This window comes from Bifidobacterium sp. UTCIF-38 (assembly GCF_006454495.1).
GTDB lineage: Bacteria > Actinomycetota > Actinomycetes > Actinomycetales > Bifidobacteriaceae > Bifidobacterium > Bifidobacterium callitrichos.
In genome coordinates this window covers 178,734-194,052 of record NZ_JFAL01000006.1, presented here as the reverse complement: position 1 = coordinate 194,052, position 15,319 = coordinate 178,734, and the positions used below count along the sequence as shown (strand labels likewise).

11 protein-coding genes and 1 tRNA gene are annotated in these 15,319 nt (G+C 64.3%); 5 read left to right on the top strand and 7 right to left on the bottom strand.

Annotated features, from left to right (window positions below):
* Positions 1–56 precede the first annotated feature (56 nt).
* On the top strand, positions 57–710 hold the full coding sequence (locus BW11_RS03200; RefSeq protein ID WP_140444479.1) for a DUF4125 family protein: 654 nt from the start codon (positions 57–59) through the stop codon (positions 708–710).
* A 4-nt stretch (positions 711–714) separates the two neighbouring features.
* On the opposite strand, the gene BW11_RS03195 is transcribed toward BW11_RS03200, so the two are convergent.
* The 3 genes from BW11_RS03195 to BW11_RS03185 form a co-directional block, all read right to left on the bottom strand.
* Positions 715–2,418 carry an alpha/beta hydrolase gene (locus tag BW11_RS03195; RefSeq protein ID WP_258231280.1) on the bottom strand — a complete coding sequence of 568 codons (1,704 nt, stop codon included), beginning with the start codon at positions 2,416–2,418 and terminating at the stop codon, positions 715–717.
* Between the two features lie 76 nt (positions 2,419–2,494).
* Entirely contained in the window at positions 2,495–3,283 is a 789-nt protein-coding gene (locus tag BW11_RS03190) for a hypothetical protein (RefSeq protein ID WP_140444480.1), read from the bottom strand.
* Positions 3,276–5,144 (bottom strand): PspC domain-containing protein, encoded by a 1,869-nt coding sequence (locus BW11_RS03185; RefSeq protein ID WP_140444481.1) that lies wholly within the window; start codon positions 5,142–5,144, stop codon positions 3,276–3,278. Before BW11_RS03185 ends, BW11_RS03190 begins: the two co-directional genes overlap by 8 nt.
* Positions 5,145–5,389: 245 nt before the next feature.
* Here BW11_RS03185 and BW11_RS03180 point away from each other — a divergent pair, with 245 nt between their 5' ends.
* Positions 5,390–6,724 (top strand): ATP-binding protein, encoded by a 1,335-nt coding sequence (locus tag BW11_RS03180; protein ID WP_258184501.1) that lies wholly within the window; start codon positions 5,390–5,392, stop codon positions 6,722–6,724.
* Positions 6,725–6,815: 91 nt separating this feature from the next.
* Positions 6,816–7,535, top strand: a complete 720-nt coding sequence (locus BW11_RS03175) for a LuxR C-terminal-related transcriptional regulator (protein WP_373453050.1) — start codon at positions 6,816–6,818, stop codon at positions 7,533–7,535.
* Positions 7,536–7,565: 30 nt separating this feature from the next.
* Here the strand turns inward: BW11_RS03175 and BW11_RS03170 are convergent, their stop codons facing one another.
* From BW11_RS03170 to BW11_RS03155, 4 genes are all read right to left on the bottom strand, one after another.
* Positions 7,566–8,402: an SGNH/GDSL hydrolase family protein gene (locus tag BW11_RS03170; protein WP_140444483.1), complete on the bottom strand. Its 837-nt coding sequence runs from the start codon at positions 8,400–8,402 to the stop codon at positions 7,566–7,568.
* A 350-nt stretch (positions 8,403–8,752) separates the two neighbouring features.
* Positions 8,753–8,840: transfer RNA gene (locus tag BW11_RS03165), tRNA-Ser, on the bottom strand.
* 115 nt (positions 8,841–8,955) lie between these two features.
* Positions 8,956–10,242: a serine--tRNA ligase gene (serS, locus tag BW11_RS03160; protein WP_043167619.1), complete on the bottom strand. Its 1,287-nt coding sequence runs from the start codon at positions 10,240–10,242 to the stop codon at positions 8,956–8,958.
* A gap of 54 nt (positions 10,243–10,296) precedes the next feature.
* The gene (locus BW11_RS03155; RefSeq protein ID WP_140444484.1) at positions 10,297–13,968 is read right to left on the bottom strand and encodes a DEAD/DEAH box helicase family protein; all 3,672 of its coding nucleotides are present in this window, start codon (positions 13,966–13,968) and stop codon (positions 10,297–10,299) included.
* Between the two features lie 219 nt (positions 13,969–14,187).
* On the opposite strand from BW11_RS03155, the gene BW11_RS03150 reads away from it, so the two are divergent.
* Positions 14,188–14,481 carry a type II toxin-antitoxin system RelB/DinJ family antitoxin gene (locus BW11_RS03150; RefSeq protein ID WP_043164442.1) on the top strand — a complete coding sequence of 98 codons (294 nt, stop codon included), beginning with the start codon at positions 14,188–14,190 and terminating at the stop codon, positions 14,479–14,481.
* Entirely contained in the window at positions 14,471–14,890 is a 420-nt protein-coding gene (locus BW11_RS03145; RefSeq protein WP_140444485.1) for a PIN domain-containing protein, read from the top strand. Before BW11_RS03150 ends, BW11_RS03145 begins: the two co-directional genes overlap by 11 nt.
* Positions 14,891–15,319: the final 429 nt, after the last annotated feature.

Sequence of the window (15,319 nt, the reverse complement as noted above, 5' to 3'; positions counted from 1 at the left end):
TCCCGTGAAACAATCGTGAAACACCCCGTGAAACACCTTCGGGGAAGGAGGAACCGATGACGGACATCACATCGGCAAAGACGCCGGAATCACCGACGAACGATCTCACCGACCTGCGCGAGCGCATCGTCCGCCATGAGTGGGATCAGTTCCAGCGCACGAACAACGAGGGAGGTCGTGCCGCCTGTCAGGGCAACTGGCCGGTGTTCCACCAGATGCGTCTTGCGCAGTTCCTCACCTGGGATGCGCCGCTGTTGACCGGCTATGCGCGCGATCTGGACGAGGCGGATCGGATCGGACGCAATCTGATCACCGAGAAGTACGGGCGCATGATGGCCTCGACCGCGCCGGTCGAGTTCGCGCGCGACATCGAACCGTACATTCCGCGCCTGTCCGACGATCGCGTCGCACGGCAGGAGCGGGTGATCGCGACGCAGGTCGGCTGGGCGCGCGACTTCCGCGAACGCTGGCCGAAGCTGGGAGTCGCGATGCGCGTGCTGACGACCGCCGAGGACACGACGCAGGCCACGTCGTTCGAGACGTATCTGCGCGGCGAACTCGGCACGTATTCGGATGCGACGTTCGCGATGTATGAGGCGATGATCGCCGATCGCGTGGAGACCGGTCGCAATCTCACCGAGGAGACGATTCTCCATACGGTGCGACTGGGCGGGTTCGCGGATCTCGATGAGGCGGAGGCGGCGCAGTAGGACGTCAGAGGGAGAACAGGCCCCAGAAGGCGAGGACGGTCAAGGTCACCAGCATTCCGGCGAGGACGAACGACGCGAGCAGCCAATGCCACCGGCCGAGGATCCATGAGGAGCGGGTGCGACGTGCCGCAGGATACAGTCCGTGCGCAATGTACGCGCGGCGTATCCTCCACGAATGCCACAGCCAGGTGATCAGCCATCCGGTAAGCACCGCAAGCAGCAGGGATACGATGCGCAGCCCGTTGAACCCGATCGTCATGATTCCGGGGCTGCGCCATTCACGCACTGCGGCCACGCCGACGTAGGACAGGTATCCGGCGAGCGCGGCGAGGGTCAGCGTCGCGGTCGCGCTTCCGACGATCAGCAGCGCCCGCAGCCCGCATGAATAGCCGACCATGCGCGTGAAACTGCGGCTGGTGCCGGGCCATGCGCGCAATGCCCGACCATGCTTGTCGACCACGGGGAATCGTCCGTGACCGGTGCCGTCGGCGTTCGAGGCGGCGATTCTGCGTCTGCGCAGTATTTCGGCGAGGAGGAAGCATACTCCCCCGATCGCCGCAATGACGAAGCACAGGATCGGCGCGGCCATGAGAGCGACGAGCACGCCCAGCGAGCCGATGATGCCTGATCTGATCACATCCGGCGCGGCGTACCTCTGATGCGGCCGCACGCCGGCCACCTGCGGGGTGGCCCATCCCTGCGCGTCCGTGCCGACGGCGATTCCGTTCACCCAGTCGGACAGGGCCTTCGTATACCCGTCGGCCAACGGCAGTCCGGGCGAGAACAGTCCGGTTCCGGCGCGCATCTGATGATTGGCAGCGAAGTAGCGGACGGTCACGTTGCGATTGCCGTGGCGTGCCGCCTGGTCGACGATGGTCGATGCGCCCTGTTCGATCGGCATCGCGGTGTCGTATACGCCGTAGTTGACGAGAATCGGCATGGTGAGCCCGTCGAAGGTGGATTCCGCGTCGAAATCTGCGTATCTCAAGTCGAACGGCGCGAAGTCGAGGGAGATGAGCTTGGCGGCGTCCCGCACCACGGGCTTGGGTACGCCGGCCTGGCTCATGTAGGCGCTCAACGCCATCGCCATCTGTTCGCGGCCCTTGAATACGGGCGCGGAGGAGAGGATCGAGAAGGCGATGTCGTGGCGTTGCTGCGCCATGAGCATCGAGATCCATGTGCCCTCCGATTCGGCGTAGACGCCGGAGTGCGACGGGTCGACGCCGGGGATCAGCCTCATGAAGTCGAAGGCCGTCGAATAGTCATGGGCGAAGCGCAAGTAGTCGCGGTGCAGCGGCGTGTAGTCGTCGGTGCGTTTGGCCGGTACCAGGGTGACGATGCCGGCGGAGCTCATCGCGTTGGCGATATCGCCGAAGTCCTCGGCGTCACCGGTGCCAGAACCGTGCACGAACAGGCAGGCGGGGCGATTGCCGGGCGCGCCGACCGGTTCGCGCAGGACGGCGGGCACGCTGGCGCCGTCATCGAGATGGATGGTGATGTCGCGTTCGCGCGTCCGGAACGTGCCCTCGTGCGCAATCGCCGCGGATCGCGGGGCGATGGCCGTGTCGGGCGAGGCGACCGGAATGTGGTCCCGATAGGGTTCGACGTTCCATCGCGGCATCATCAGCTGGCCGAGAACGGCGAAAACGGCGAGGAGCACTACGGTGGCCGCGACCGCCGAGAGTGTCTTCCTCACCGTTTCCATCATGGTTCCCTACTGTAGGCCTCTTCAGTCCGACCGGGAGCGTCCTGTGGACATATGTCGGATGAATTCATTGTGTTGATTACCGCTTCGACTTCTCCTTGCGGCTCGCCACCGCCTTGGCGATGGACCAGATCAGGGCGACGACGAGCAGGATCACGCCGACCGCCGCGCACATGATCGCGATGGCCGTCTGCGGGGTCATGTCGTAGAACCACTTGCCGAGCACCGCAGGATTGAGTCCGGTGAACATGCCGAACGCGCCGATGAGCAGCATGATCAGGCCGAATACGATGGTCGACCTGCTGGCGCCCTTGGGCGGTTCGGGGTTGTTCTGGGTCGGGGCCGCAGTCCGCGGCCCGGAGACCGGAGGTTCGGGTTCGACGGGCGCGGAGGACTCGACAGGCGCGGAAGACTCGACGGGCGTCGAGGCTTCGGCCTGCGGCGCCGGAGTCGCACCGGAGGATTCCAGCACAGGCGCGGGATCGGGAGCCGTCGACACGAACGGCGAGGCGGAGGCCTGCGCGGCCGCGGGGATCGCCTCGGACAGCGGCACGTCGAGCGGGATCGGCTCGACGCTCGCGATTGAAGGAGTCGTATCGGCGAAGTCGTCGATCGTGGAGGGGATCTGGCTGAGCGCCTGCGTGGTCTGCTCGTCCTCGCGGGTCTGCGATGTGACCGCGATCGTCGGCTCCATCACCTCGGTGTCGGCCGACGAGGCCGAATCGGCGGCCGTCGCCGCTTCCGGCACCGGCAGTACGGTCGTATCGGCCGGTTCGGTCGGTTCGGTCGGGGCCGCCGCGGGCAGGACGGTGGTCTTCTCGTCGCCTGCATCGTGCATGGGCAGGACCTTGGTGGTGTCGTCACTCATTGGTGTCCTCCTTGTCGTCGGCGGTGGGTCCGGACCTGCCGGTCTCCACGTCGTAGTGATGTTTCGTGGTGGCGTCGACCGAGGCCCAGTCGTCGTTCTTCACGTGGGATTTGACGAAGTCCGTGTAGGACGGCATGCCGCTGTCCGAGGCGTATACCACCGAGACCTTGCCGGAATTGCCCTGCAGGAAGTTGATCTGGAACGAGACGTCGTCATCGGATTTGCCGTTGTTGAACCAGTCGTCCGGACGATAGCTCCACTCGTATCCGGAATACCCAGGCGTTACGAACATTACGTTGTTGTCCCGGACCAGCGTCCCCCATCCGCCGATCGCCGAGGCTTCGTCAAGGAGCATGCCGTCCCGTCCGAAGCTGTAGGGGCAGCCGTCAGGGAGCGTGACCTGCACGTTGGCGTTGGTCACGATGAGGTTGATCTGTCCGGCGGGGCACCAGTTGATGAAGCGGTTCTTGTCCCCGTCGGCGTGGTACCAGCGGTTGAACCGGCTCAGGTCGATGTTGGCGGTGGCGTCGAAGTAGTTGGTGCCGTCGAACCAGACGCCGTTCTTGAGCTGCGAGTAGGTCTTGGGGCTGGCGTCGGACACCCAGTAGTTGACCTTGGCGTCTTTGTATTTCTCCTGCAGCGCGATCATGCCGTTCGCGTTGGACAAACCGTGGTTGCCGCCCATCTGCACCTGTGTGTAGCCGCTGCGGCGCGCATCGGAGAGCACCCCGTTGACCGTGCCCCCGTAGGCGATGGTGGCGATGACCATCGCCACCGCTGCGCCCGCCGCGATGATCGACAGCGGGATCATGCCGCCGGATCGTCTTCCGGCGATGCCGAGGATGAGGATCACGAGCCCCATGAGGATGCACACGCCGGAGATCCACATGGTCGACTGGGCCAGCACCGTTTCGATGGCGCCGGCGGTGTGCATGCCGCCGGCGTACACGTGCAGGATCAGCCAGGCGGCGGAGACGAGCGTCAGTCCCAATACCATCAGCACGACGAGCGGACCGGCCGGCTTGCGGCGAGGACGGCGCTTGGCCGCGGCAGCCGTCTGCGGACGCGAGGGTGCGGTGGAGGCGGCGGTCGGCTGTGCGATGTACGGGGAGCCGGGGACCGCCGACGCATACGGATACGCGGTGTTCGGCGGTGTCGGAGAGCCGACGGGGAACCCGGATGCCGGCATCGCGCCGGCCGCCGGCCGCGCCGGTTGCTGCATCGGGTTCGGGATCGGGCGCCCATCGGGGTTCACGGGTACACCGATCGGTGCCGTCGGATTGGGCGCCCCCTGCCACAGCGGCGGGTTGACGGGATTGGGATTCACGCCCGGCTGGGGCTGGCCATACGGGTTCGCGCCGGGGAATCCCGGTCCCTGCATGCCGGGCTGCGGTCCGCTCTGCGGACCATTGCCGCCGTTCGGACCGCCGCCGCGGCCATTGCGCGCGCCGAAGCCGTAGCCGTGCTGCTGGCGGACGCTGCTCTGGCAGATCGCCCACAGCGTGATGACGGCCAGAGCGATCGCCACCCATCCGGCGCCGGGGATGATCAGCGCGATCGCGAACATGACGATCACGCCCACGCAGGTCCAATCCCACTGTCCGGCGATGACGTCCTCGGCGAGGATGCGTCCGTTGCGGGCGTCGGGAAGCAGCGCCCAGGCGATGGCGTAGAGGGCCGCGCCGAACCCGAACAGCAGGGTCGAGGCGAGGAGCAGCGCGCGGGTCAGCGCGGGGCTCCAACCAAGGCGGACGGCCAGACCACTGCATACGCCGCCGATCCAGCGGCCATCGCCGCGCATCACGCCGGTGGAGCGTATCCAGGAGAAGAAGCGTTCCTTGAGATTCTTGTTGTCGTTCATGCTTCCATTACAGCAGTCAGGATCTTGCACAGGCGTCCGGGAACACCCTGATTCTTCCCTGAACGCGGGCTCAAAACCCTTGGAAACCGCCCCGAATCGGGCACAATGGGAGCATGACCTCCACCCCGACCCCCTCGTCACAGGCCCAGCCGACGCCGCACGGCCGCGCGAACGACGCGTACGCCGAATATTGCAGGTACGGCGTGCATGCCGCGTACGCACGTTCTCAGCCGCAGCTGCCCCCGATGCTGCCCGCACGGCTGCCGTTGATGCGGCCGAAGCACGGCCGCATGCTGACCGGCGTCTGCCGGGGCATCAGTCTGCATCTGGGTGTTTCCGTGGCGTGGGTCCGGCTGGCGTTCGTCCTCATGACGTTCCTGTTCGGGGCCGGCATCGTGGCCTATCTGTTCCTGTGGATGTTCGTACCGGTGGGTGATCCGGCCGCCGCCGCGGCCGCGCGATCGCAGTCGGCCAAAGTGTCCGACGCGCCCCTCGCACGCGGCAATCGCGATATGGCCACCGGCAAGACGAGAGCCGAATCACGTGAGGAAACGGCGCTGGGCACGGCCGAAACGGTGACGGAGGCGCTTAAACGCGCGCCGAAACCGGCGCTGCTCGCACTGTCAGGTCTGACGCTCATCGCGTTGAGTCTCGTACTCGGCGTGACGAACCACGGCGAACTCATTCCCGCGGCGCTGCTCGCCGCGGCGGGACTGCTGGTGGCGTGGTCGCGATTCGACGCGAGGACCGGACAGCTGCCGACCATGGTCGGCGGCATCATCCTCATCTTCCTCGCCTACGTGAGCTACGTGACGAACGTCATGTACTCGGGGCTTCTCTCCTATCCGAAGCGGATCATCCTCGCCGGATTCCTGCTGCTCGTCGGCGTGGTGCTTGCGATCCTGCCGTGGGCCAATTCGATGCTGCGATCGCTGACTGCCGAACGCGCGTCGAAGGAACGCGAGGAGGAGCGCGCCGACATGACCGCGCATCTACACGACGGCGTACTGCAGACGCTGGCGCTGATCCAGCTGCACAGCAGCGAACCGGACACCGTGTTCACACTGGCGCGCGGACAGGAGCGCGAGCTGCGGCAATGGCTGTATCAGACGCGTGTCACGTCCGACCGGTCGGTCGGCGCTGGACTGAAGGAGATCGCGGCGCATGTCGAGGACGAGCACGGCAGGCCGATCGAAGTGGTGACGGTCGGTGACGCGCGCCCGAGCGCCGCGACCGACGCGCTGCTCGACGCGACGCAGCAGGCGCTCGTCAACGCGGTCACGCACGGCGGCGAACCGATATCGGTGTACTGCGAGGCGGGACCCGCGCTGGTGGAGGTGTTCGTGCGCGATCACGGTGCCGGTTTCGACGTGGACGCGATCCCTCCCGATCGTCTGGGCATCCGCGAATCGATCATCGGACGCATCCGACGCCGCGGCGGTAAAGTGGAGATCGTATCGAGGCCAGGATGGGGCACCGAGGTGCGCATGCACATGCCGATCAGGGTGGACGGCAGGTCGCAGGCAGACGCAATGCAAGGCAAGGAGCGAAGCGATGAACGTACAGAATCCGACGACTGACACGACAAGTGAAGCCGGAACCAACAAACCCGGAATCGACAAACCCGGAATCGACAAACCGATCCGCGTGGCGGTGGTTGACGACCATGAGATGTTCCGCGCGGGCGTGATCGCGACACTCTCGTCGACGTTCGACATCGTCGGACAGGGAGCCGACGTGGACGGTTCGATCGCGATGATCGCCGCGACGAAGCCGGACGTGGTGCTCCTCGACGTGCACGTGCCCGGAGGCATGGGCGCAGGTGGCACGGAGATCCTGCTCAAATCGCATCCGCTCTCCCCCGCCTCCGCGTTCCTCGCACTGTCCGTGTCGGACTCGCCGCAGGACGTGGGCTCGGTGATCCGCGCCGGAGCCCGCGGCTACGTGACCAAGACGATCACGGGCGCGGACCTGATCTCCTCGATCAAGCAGGTGCATGAGGGGTATGCGGTGTTCTCGCCGAAACTGGCCGGATTCGTACTGTCCGTGTTCCAGGGCGGAGCGGGATCCGGTTCGGCCGGGGCCACCGGAGGCGGAGAGGGTATTGGAAGCGCCGTGGGATTCGGCAACGGCGGTATGGCAGACGGCACGGCCGGAGCCGGTTTCGGAGCCGATTCGCCCATCCACGACGATGAGCTCGACCGGCTTTCGGCTCGCGAACAGGAGGTCATGCGGCTGATCGCACGCGGCTACACCTACAAGGAGGTCGCCGCCGAACTGTTCATCTCCATCAAGACCGTCGAGACGCACATGAGTTCGGTGCTGCGCAAGCTGCAGCTGTCCAATCGCACCGAACTGACCCGCTGGGCCGCCGACCGCCGCATCGTGTGAGCCCTCCAGCTTCCCCTGTCAGGCCTGCTGTCAGGCCTGTTTGGCGAAATCGAGCAGATCGGGCGCGCTTTGCTCGATGACCCCGTTCGCGAGCAGCTGATAGCAGCGCTTGGAAGGGTGGAAATCGTCGTCGGCCCAGAACTCGGCGTCGGTCAGGCCGGTGTCGTAATGCGTCATGTCAACGAACGTCACCTGCTTGGCCGCACAGATCTCACGGCTGACCGCGGTCTGCGCATCCGTCATGTCGAGAATCGCCTTGCGTAGCGTACGGCCGAGCGCCGGGGAACGATACACCTGACCGGAGCTGATCACCACGACGTGCGGGCACAACGCCTTGGCCTCGTCGATGGCGGCGGTGAGGTCGGCACGCCACTCCTTCATGCTGCGTCGCGCCATCAGATCGTTCGATCCGGCGCACAGCACGAGCAGATCGGGGCTCTCCGTAACCTCCGGCAGCAGACGGAAGCGCACGCGGCGCATCGTGGCGCCGAGTTTGCCATGGGTCGCCCAGTGCACCGGACGCCCCACCTTGGCGGCGAGCGCGTGGGCCATGCTGGGAGTCAGTCCCTCGCTTTGGCTGGCGACGCCGCATCCGACGGTGAGCGAGTCACCGACCGTGACCAGCGTGATCGGACTGGTTGCGGACGGATCGGACCGATCCACCGAATCCCGTGACGATGCGAACACATCGGTGACGGAGTCGCTTGCGGAGCCGGATTGCGCCTGCACCGCATCCGACTGCACCGCGTGCGAGACGATGACGAGCCCCTCGCGCTCTCCCGCAGGCTCCGGAGCCAATTTGACGGTGTGCTTCGCCATCAACGCCTCGGCCAACGCGATCGGCCTCTCCCATAACGGCAACGACATATTCTTCTTCCCTTAACGTCCCCGACTGATTCGGCACACCGCTTCATCCGCAGCTTCAGGTGCCTGCGACGCATTATATGTACGGGAATCACTCAAAGGAAACGGCCAATTCCATTTCGTCTGCGTGGTTTGGGCGCGGTTTTGGCACCCATGGCGCGGTGAAATTCCCATGGCGCGGTGTTTATCCCATGGCGCGGTGTCGCAGAACGGCTTTATTCCGCCAATCCGCAAAATCGCGTCACTACTCCATGGGGATTTCATCGCGCGATGTGACGTCAGACCACGTAATGGAGGTCACGAACAGACGCAACACAACAAAAGGGGTTCCGGGCATGAACCCGGAACCCCGATGGCGGGCAGAGCGAGATTCGAACTCGCGGAGGGTTGCCCCTCAACGGTTTTCAAGACCGTCTCTTTAGACCACTCAGACATCTACCCGTGACGCGCGCGAACCATTTCGGCATCGCGCACGACGTTCAATTATACAGACGGGACGGCCTCTTGTCGCGCGCGTCGCGAAACACAGCAGGCGTGACGGACGGCGCAGGGCGCGTCACGCCTCCCACTTAGTGGGCTCGATGACTTCCTTGCCGCCCATGTACGGACGCATGGCCTTCGGGATCTCGATGGAGCCGTCCTTCTGCTGGTGGTTCTCGAGGATCGCGACAAGCCAGCGGGTGGTGGCGAGGGTGCCGTTGAGCGTGGAGACCGAACGGGTGGAGCCGTCCTCGGTGCGCTCGCGGATGTTGAGACGACGAGCCTGGTACTCGGTGCAGTTCGAGGTGGAGGTGAGCTCGCGGTAGCGGCCCTGGGTCGGCACCCATGCCTCGCAGTCGAACTTGCGGGCTGCGGAAGAGCCGAGATCGCCGGCGGCGGTGTCGATGATGCGGTACGGCACCTCGACCTTGGCGAGCATCTCCTGCTCCATCTCGAGCAGGTGCTGGTGCTCGGCGTAGGAGTCCTCCTGCTTGGCGTAGACGAACATCTCCACCTTGTCGAACTGGTGGACGCGGATGATGCCGGAGGTGTCCTTGCCGGCGGCGCCGGCCTCGCGGCGGTAGCAGGAGCTCCAGCCGCAGTAGCGCAGCGGACCGTTGGACAGATCGAGGATCTCGTTCTCGTGCATGCCGGCCAGCGCCACTTCGGACGTGCCGACGAGGTACTGGTCATCGGGCTCGCGCAGACGGTAGATCTCGTCGGCGTGGGAGTTGAGGAAGCCGGTGCCGGCCATGACCTCGGGGCGCACGAGCGTCGGGGTGATGGCGAGCACGAAGCCGTGGTTCTCGGCCTGATCGACGGCCATGGTGAGCATGGCGATCTGCATGCGGGCGACCGCGCCGCGCAGGAAGTAGAAGCGGGATCCGCCGACCTTGACGCCGCGGCGCATGTCGATGCCGGCCACGTTGGTGCCGAGGGTCAGGTGGTCCTTCGGTTCGAAGCCTTCGGCCTCGAAGTCGCGGATCTGACCGACCTTCTTGACGACGACGTAGTCGTCCTCGCCGCCTTCCGGAGCCTCCGGCTCGACGATGTTGGACAGCTTCCACATCGCGGTGGTGTATTCCTCGGACGCTGCGTCGGCGGCGGCCTTGTATTCGGCGACCTTGGCGGCGAGCTCCTTGGTCTGGGCGATCAGTGCGGCCTTCTCGTCCGCCGGGGCGGCGGCGACCTTCTTGCCGATCTCCTTCTGCTGGGCGCGGGCGGCCTCGAACTCCTTGAGGGAGGAGCGGCGCGTCTCGTCGGAGCGCAGCACCTCGTCGACGAGTTCGACGGATTCGCCGCGCTTGCGCTGGGATTCCTTGACGATATCGGCGTGTTCGCGAATGAATTGAATATCAAGCATGCGCCAAGCCTACCGCCGTAAGCCGACACGCGGGACGAGCGTATCGCCGTCCCGTCACGCCGTTTTCTGCAACGGGATGGCCGTACGCCTCACACCGTCGAGGATGTCGCAGATTACGTCGATGTCCCGTCCGTCGGGGAACACCCCTTCGGGGCCGTTCGCGTCCATGTCGATGAACGGCGGCTCGTACAGCCGGCTGCCATCCATCACCCCGTTCGCGGTGAGCTCGCGCACGATGAGGTTCACGAAGCGGATCTGCCTAGCGTTGTAGCGTTTGCCGTCAAGGAACCGTGCGAACGCCATTTCGACGGCGTTCCGGTCCAGTCCGACGAGCGAACGGATGAACAGGCCGAAGCCGCCGCTGAGTTCGGCGGCCGCCTCTATGTCCTGTTCGCTGCCCACGCCGTTATCGAGTAGCATGCGTTCGAGCCGTCGGAGGTCCAGTTCGGTGAGTTGGCTTCCCATGCGCACGCGCGCGAGGGTGATGTCGTTCTCCAGTTCCTTGAGGAACGCTCCCGCCTTTTCCCGGAAGCGTTCCATATCGACCGCGGCGACGTCGCCTCCGCCGGTCACGCCTGATTCCGCTTCGATGGTGAGTTCGTCCTCGAAGTCGGTGAAGACGATGTTGCGTCGCGTGTTGTTCACATAGCGTACGAGCGTGCGGATGCGTTTGCGCGCAGTCTCCAGCATCGGCACGGTGACGTCCGTCCACCAGTCCTCGCCTGCCACCGCTTCGAGCAGCTCGGCACATTCCGCTATGGCCGGGATGTTGCGCTTTTGCGGGTCAAGCAGCTGCTCGGCGACACCGCGAATGTCCTGACACGCCTTGTCCGGGGAGATGCCCGGTTCCTCGACGCCATATCCCGATGCGCCGCCGTCGACGCCGTCGACACCGCCCGCGGCTCCCGCCGCTTCGGCCTTGGCACGCAGCAGCGCCAGCTCGTAGGTGTACACGCGCAGATCGAACCAGCGCGCGCTCGTGCGGTTCGACATCGTACCGGTGTTCTCGCCGTCGTCGAACGTGGTCGGCAGTCCGGCGAGTCCCGCCGCACGCACCGTCTTGTCGTTCGTGACCGACGTCCACCAGTCCTTGTTCGAGAGGGTTTCGATGTCGAGCCGATGCGGCCTGACCAGCACGTTGCCGTCCGGGTCCATGCCGCCGACGGTGCCATTGAGGATGCGCACCAGCCCACTGCGGTAGTGGGTCAGATCGTCGTCGGAGCCGCCGAACGCGGCCGATGCCAGACGCTCCGAGTTCCCCGCATTCTCCGCCGAAGCCCGATCAAGCGTCTCCAGCAGCCCCAGCCGCAGCAGGAACAGGCGTTCCCTCGCGGATCGCCCTGTGTAGCCGTTGCTCTCCTCGAAATGCTCGTTGAAGAAGGCGACGTTGCGGCAGCAGTCGATGATGAGGAACTCCGTCTTGTCTTTGCCCGGCCCGAAGAGGTCCGCGCACAGGCGTGTGCCGCGTCCGAGCATCTGCCAGTATTTCGTACGGCTCATCACCGGTTTGAAGAAGACGAGGTTGACGACCTCCGGCACGTCGACGCCCGTGTCGAGCATGTCGACGCTGATGGCGATATGCGGTTCCCCCTCCGGGTCCTCGAACGACTCGATCAGCGCCTGGGCGTCGCGCGTGGCGTGCGTGATGATGCGCGCGAACGTGCCGCCGTATTGTGGCCAGCCTGCGTCGAATCGCGCCTTGATGGCTTCGGCGTGCGCCTGGTTGCGCGCGAAGATGATGGTCTTGCCGAGCGTGTCGCCGCCTTCGACGTGTATGCCGTGCGTCATGAGCGTGCCGAGGATCTTGTCGATGGTGTCCTCGTTGAACAGTACACGGTTGACGTCGTTCGCATCGACCTTGTCCGGCACTTCGCCGGTCTCATCCCAGTCCTTGGAGTCCCACTCCTCCTGTTCCTCGGGCGACAGCTCGTCATAGGTGATGCCGCGATCCATGAACTTCGTGTTAACGGGCAGCACCCGCGCCGGCACGAGATAGCCTTCCTTCACCGCCTGCTCGAAATCGTAGGCGAACGTAGGCACGCCTCCGGTGTGTTCGTCGTATTCCAACCCGAACAGCCGGTACGTGTTGCGGTCCACCTCGTTCTTCGGCGTTGCGGTGAGCCCCACCAGCAGCGAATCGAAGTACCGGAACAGGAACCCGTATTTCGCGTATACGGAACGATGCGCCTCGTCGATGATGACCAGATCGAAGAAGCCGGGGCCGAAGCGCAGCGACTTGCCGCGCGCACCGCCGTCACCGCCGTCCTCTCCCAGCTCACGGGCGTTGACGAGGTTCATCATCGTCTGGTACGTGCTCAGGTACACACGGCCCGAAGCCGCTTTGTCATCCTCGAGCAGATTGACGACCGGCACGGTCTTTCCCAGACCGTGGTCCTTGTCCTTGAACGCGTTCGACGCCTGATTGACGAGCGCGGTACGGTCCGCGAGGAACAGCACACGATGGACCCATCCGGCCTTCATCAGCTGTTCGACGAGTGACACGACGACTCGGGTCTTGCCCGTGCCCGTGGCCATGACGAGCAGCGCCGCACGCTGTCGAGCGTCGAACACCTCATCGACCGCCTTGATGGCCGCCTGCTGGTAGGGCCGTCCGGCGATGCGCAGGGAGATCGGCTCGGCGGACAGCACGCGCGCATCCTTCCGACGGGCGATGAGCCGTTCCAGTTCGTCCTTCTTATAGAATCCTTCCACGTCACGCGGCGGATACCCAACCGACTTCTTGTCACCGCTGCCCCGGTCATCCCAGATGCGCGTCTTGTATCCGTTGGTCATGAAGATGACGGGACGCCTGTGGTACAGCCCCTCCAAGGCGTCGGCGTACGCTTGCGCCTGCTGCTCCCCCTCCGACGGGCTGATGGAGGTGCGTTTCGCCTCCACAACGGCGAGTGGCAGACCGTCGTCGCCCCACAGCACGTAGTCGACATATCCGACGCCACTGGGGTTCTTCGCGGTCTTCGGCATGTTCTCGACCTTGAATTCGCGACTGCGCGCGTCCCGCAGGTTCCACCCCTGTTCGGCGAGCATCAGGTCGATGAGGGCCGTTCGCGTCTCGTCCTCTTTATAGGTGTAATCGTGTCTGTCGGGCTTGACCGTCTGCTGCATGACCTTGATCTGCTCGCGCATTCGCTCAAGCTCCGCCTGCTGCGCGAGGATGGTCGCATCCTGCGATTTGATTCGATTGTCCCGCTCGGCGATCTCCTGAGCGTGCTTCTCACGTTCGTTCTTTATGCTCGCGATCAACTTGTTACGCTGCTGAGGATTGAGCGCCATCGCCCGTCTGGCAAGGTTCAGATCGAACTGCCGATCCAGCGGCACCTTGTCCGGCGACGCTGTGAACCGGTATCCAGTCCACAGCATGATCTGGAACAGCTCACGCGCAACGACATTGGCCTGTTCCACGGAGATGTTCGGATCCTCGTCATGCAGGGCGATATTGCCGATTCTCCTGACGATGTTGAGCTTTCTGATGATGGCCGAATCGACATGCCGCCTGAATTCGGGATTGTTGGTGCGCCCGTCCAGGTTGTCATGATCCGGCTTGTCCAGATCAAGCACGTCGTAATGCAGGTACTCAACCAGCACGTCGATGGCGCGCCTCGCAAAGGCGCAGGCCGCTATCGGGTCGGAGAAGATGTACGATTCGGCCTTCATGCAGTCGTCCGCACAGTTCGGGAACACCGCACGCACGAAATCGAAGTTGCCCATCACTTGCCATCCTTCCCCTCACGCCGACGCCGTCATTGCGCCACTTTTGCTGTTCAGTGTACGTTCCGCACGCGAGAATCACCGATGGATTCCCATCAGAAAAACATGAATATCGGCATGAGGCGAAGGGCGATTCCATATGTGCCACGAATTGACCGGCGCGAGGCGTGCGAATAGACTGTCTACTATCTATATGTAGATAGTAGACAGGAGGATGCGATGGCGACCGCTACAGTCTCCGCAAGTGTCGACGCCAAGGTCAAGGCCGTGGCCAACGACTACATCAGGAAGGCCGGTCTCACTCCCAACGAGCTGATCCGCGACCTGTGGGAGAGCATCGCCAACACGGGGGTCGTCCCCGAGTTCGACGATTCGGGAAACACGCGCAGGCAGGCGCGACTGGCCGCCTTCAAGGACGCCCAGGACATCATCGCGAACCTGCCACGCGGCACCGAGCTGGACACCATGACCTACGACGACATGCGCAAGGAGTTCGAGAACCGTGACATCTAGGCTCCTGTTCGACACGAACATCCTTGTGGACTACGCGGTCGCGAACCGTCCGGAGCACGACCCCGCCACCGCCCTCATGGAACGGGTGGCGAAGTCCGAGGCCGCCGGATACGTGACCTCCGGTTCCCTGAAGGACTTCTACTACCTGTGCAGGAAGCCGCTGGGCGAACCCGCATGCAGACAGCTCATCCGCCATTTTCTGGTGCTGTTAGACGTCCTTCCCGTCGGTCAGCGGGAGTGCGACGATTCCGCCTACTCCGACGAACCCGATTTCGAGGACGGTCTGATCCGCGCCGTCGCCGAACGCAATGACATCGATTTCATCATCACCCGCGATTCCGGGGCGTTCGCCCATTCATCGGTAAAGAGCATGACCGCCCGCCAGTACCTCAAACTGTTCCCCCGGTGAACCGCTTCCGCTGATTTCGGTCAAGGAGGCCAGCCTGCGTATGGCCTGCGACGCCCTGCGTATGCACACGTCGCGACCATCGGTGGACTCTGCGGCAGGGAGAAAGGCGGGGAGAATTGTCACAACGTGCGATTCACGTCAGTTCCGGTCACGTTGTGACAAGAAAAGCTGTCACGACGTGCGATTCACGTCGATTTTTTCGAGTTGTGACACGGATCGCCGGCGACGAATGCGATCACACAAATGACGCAGTCTATGAAATGGCGGAATTCCAAGCGTTCTGACGATCCGGCGTCGGTCGTCAATCGTCGTCAATCCGCCGTTCTTGTCACAACGTACGATTCGCAGCGATTCCGATACGTTGTGACAACGAAAATTGTCACAACACGTCAAAAGGCAAGCCGGAATCACGTTGTGACCGCACGTTGT

What these genes read in the sequence shown, in the direction of transcription:
- BW11_RS03200 (WP_140444479.1), top strand. Translation starts at nt 57, where the DNA reads ATGACGGACATCACATCGGCAAAGACGCCGGAATCACCGACGAACGAT.
- BW11_RS03195 (WP_258231280.1), bottom strand. Translation starts at nt 2,418, where the DNA reads ATGATGGAAACGGTGAGGAAGACACTCTCGGCGGTCGCGGCCACCGTA.
- BW11_RS03190 (WP_140444480.1), bottom strand. Translation starts at nt 3,283, where the DNA reads ATGAGTGACGACACCACCAAGGTCCTGCCCATGCACGATGCAGGCGAC.
- BW11_RS03185 (WP_140444481.1), bottom strand. Translation starts at nt 5,144, where the DNA reads ATGAACGACAACAAGAATCTCAAGGAACGCTTCTTCTCCTGGATACGC.
- BW11_RS03180 (WP_258184501.1), top strand. Translation starts at nt 5,390, where the DNA reads ATGCTGCCCGCACGGCTGCCGTTGATGCGGCCGAAGCACGGCCGCATG.
- BW11_RS03175 (WP_373453050.1), top strand. Translation starts at nt 6,816, where the DNA reads ATGTTCCGCGCGGGCGTGATCGCGACACTCTCGTCGACGTTCGACATC.
- BW11_RS03170 (WP_140444483.1), bottom strand. Translation starts at nt 8,402, where the DNA reads ATGTCGTTGCCGTTATGGGAGAGGCCGATCGCGTTGGCCGAGGCGTTG.
- serS (WP_043167619.1), bottom strand. Translation starts at nt 10,242, where the DNA reads ATGCTTGATATTCAATTCATTCGCGAACACGCCGATATCGTCAAGGAA.
- BW11_RS03155 (WP_140444484.1), bottom strand. Translation starts at nt 13,968, where the DNA reads ATGGGCAACTTCGATTTCGTGCGTGCGGTGTTCCCGAACTGTGCGGAC.
- BW11_RS03150 (WP_043164442.1), top strand. Translation starts at nt 14,188, where the DNA reads ATGGCGACCGCTACAGTCTCCGCAAGTGTCGACGCCAAGGTCAAGGCC.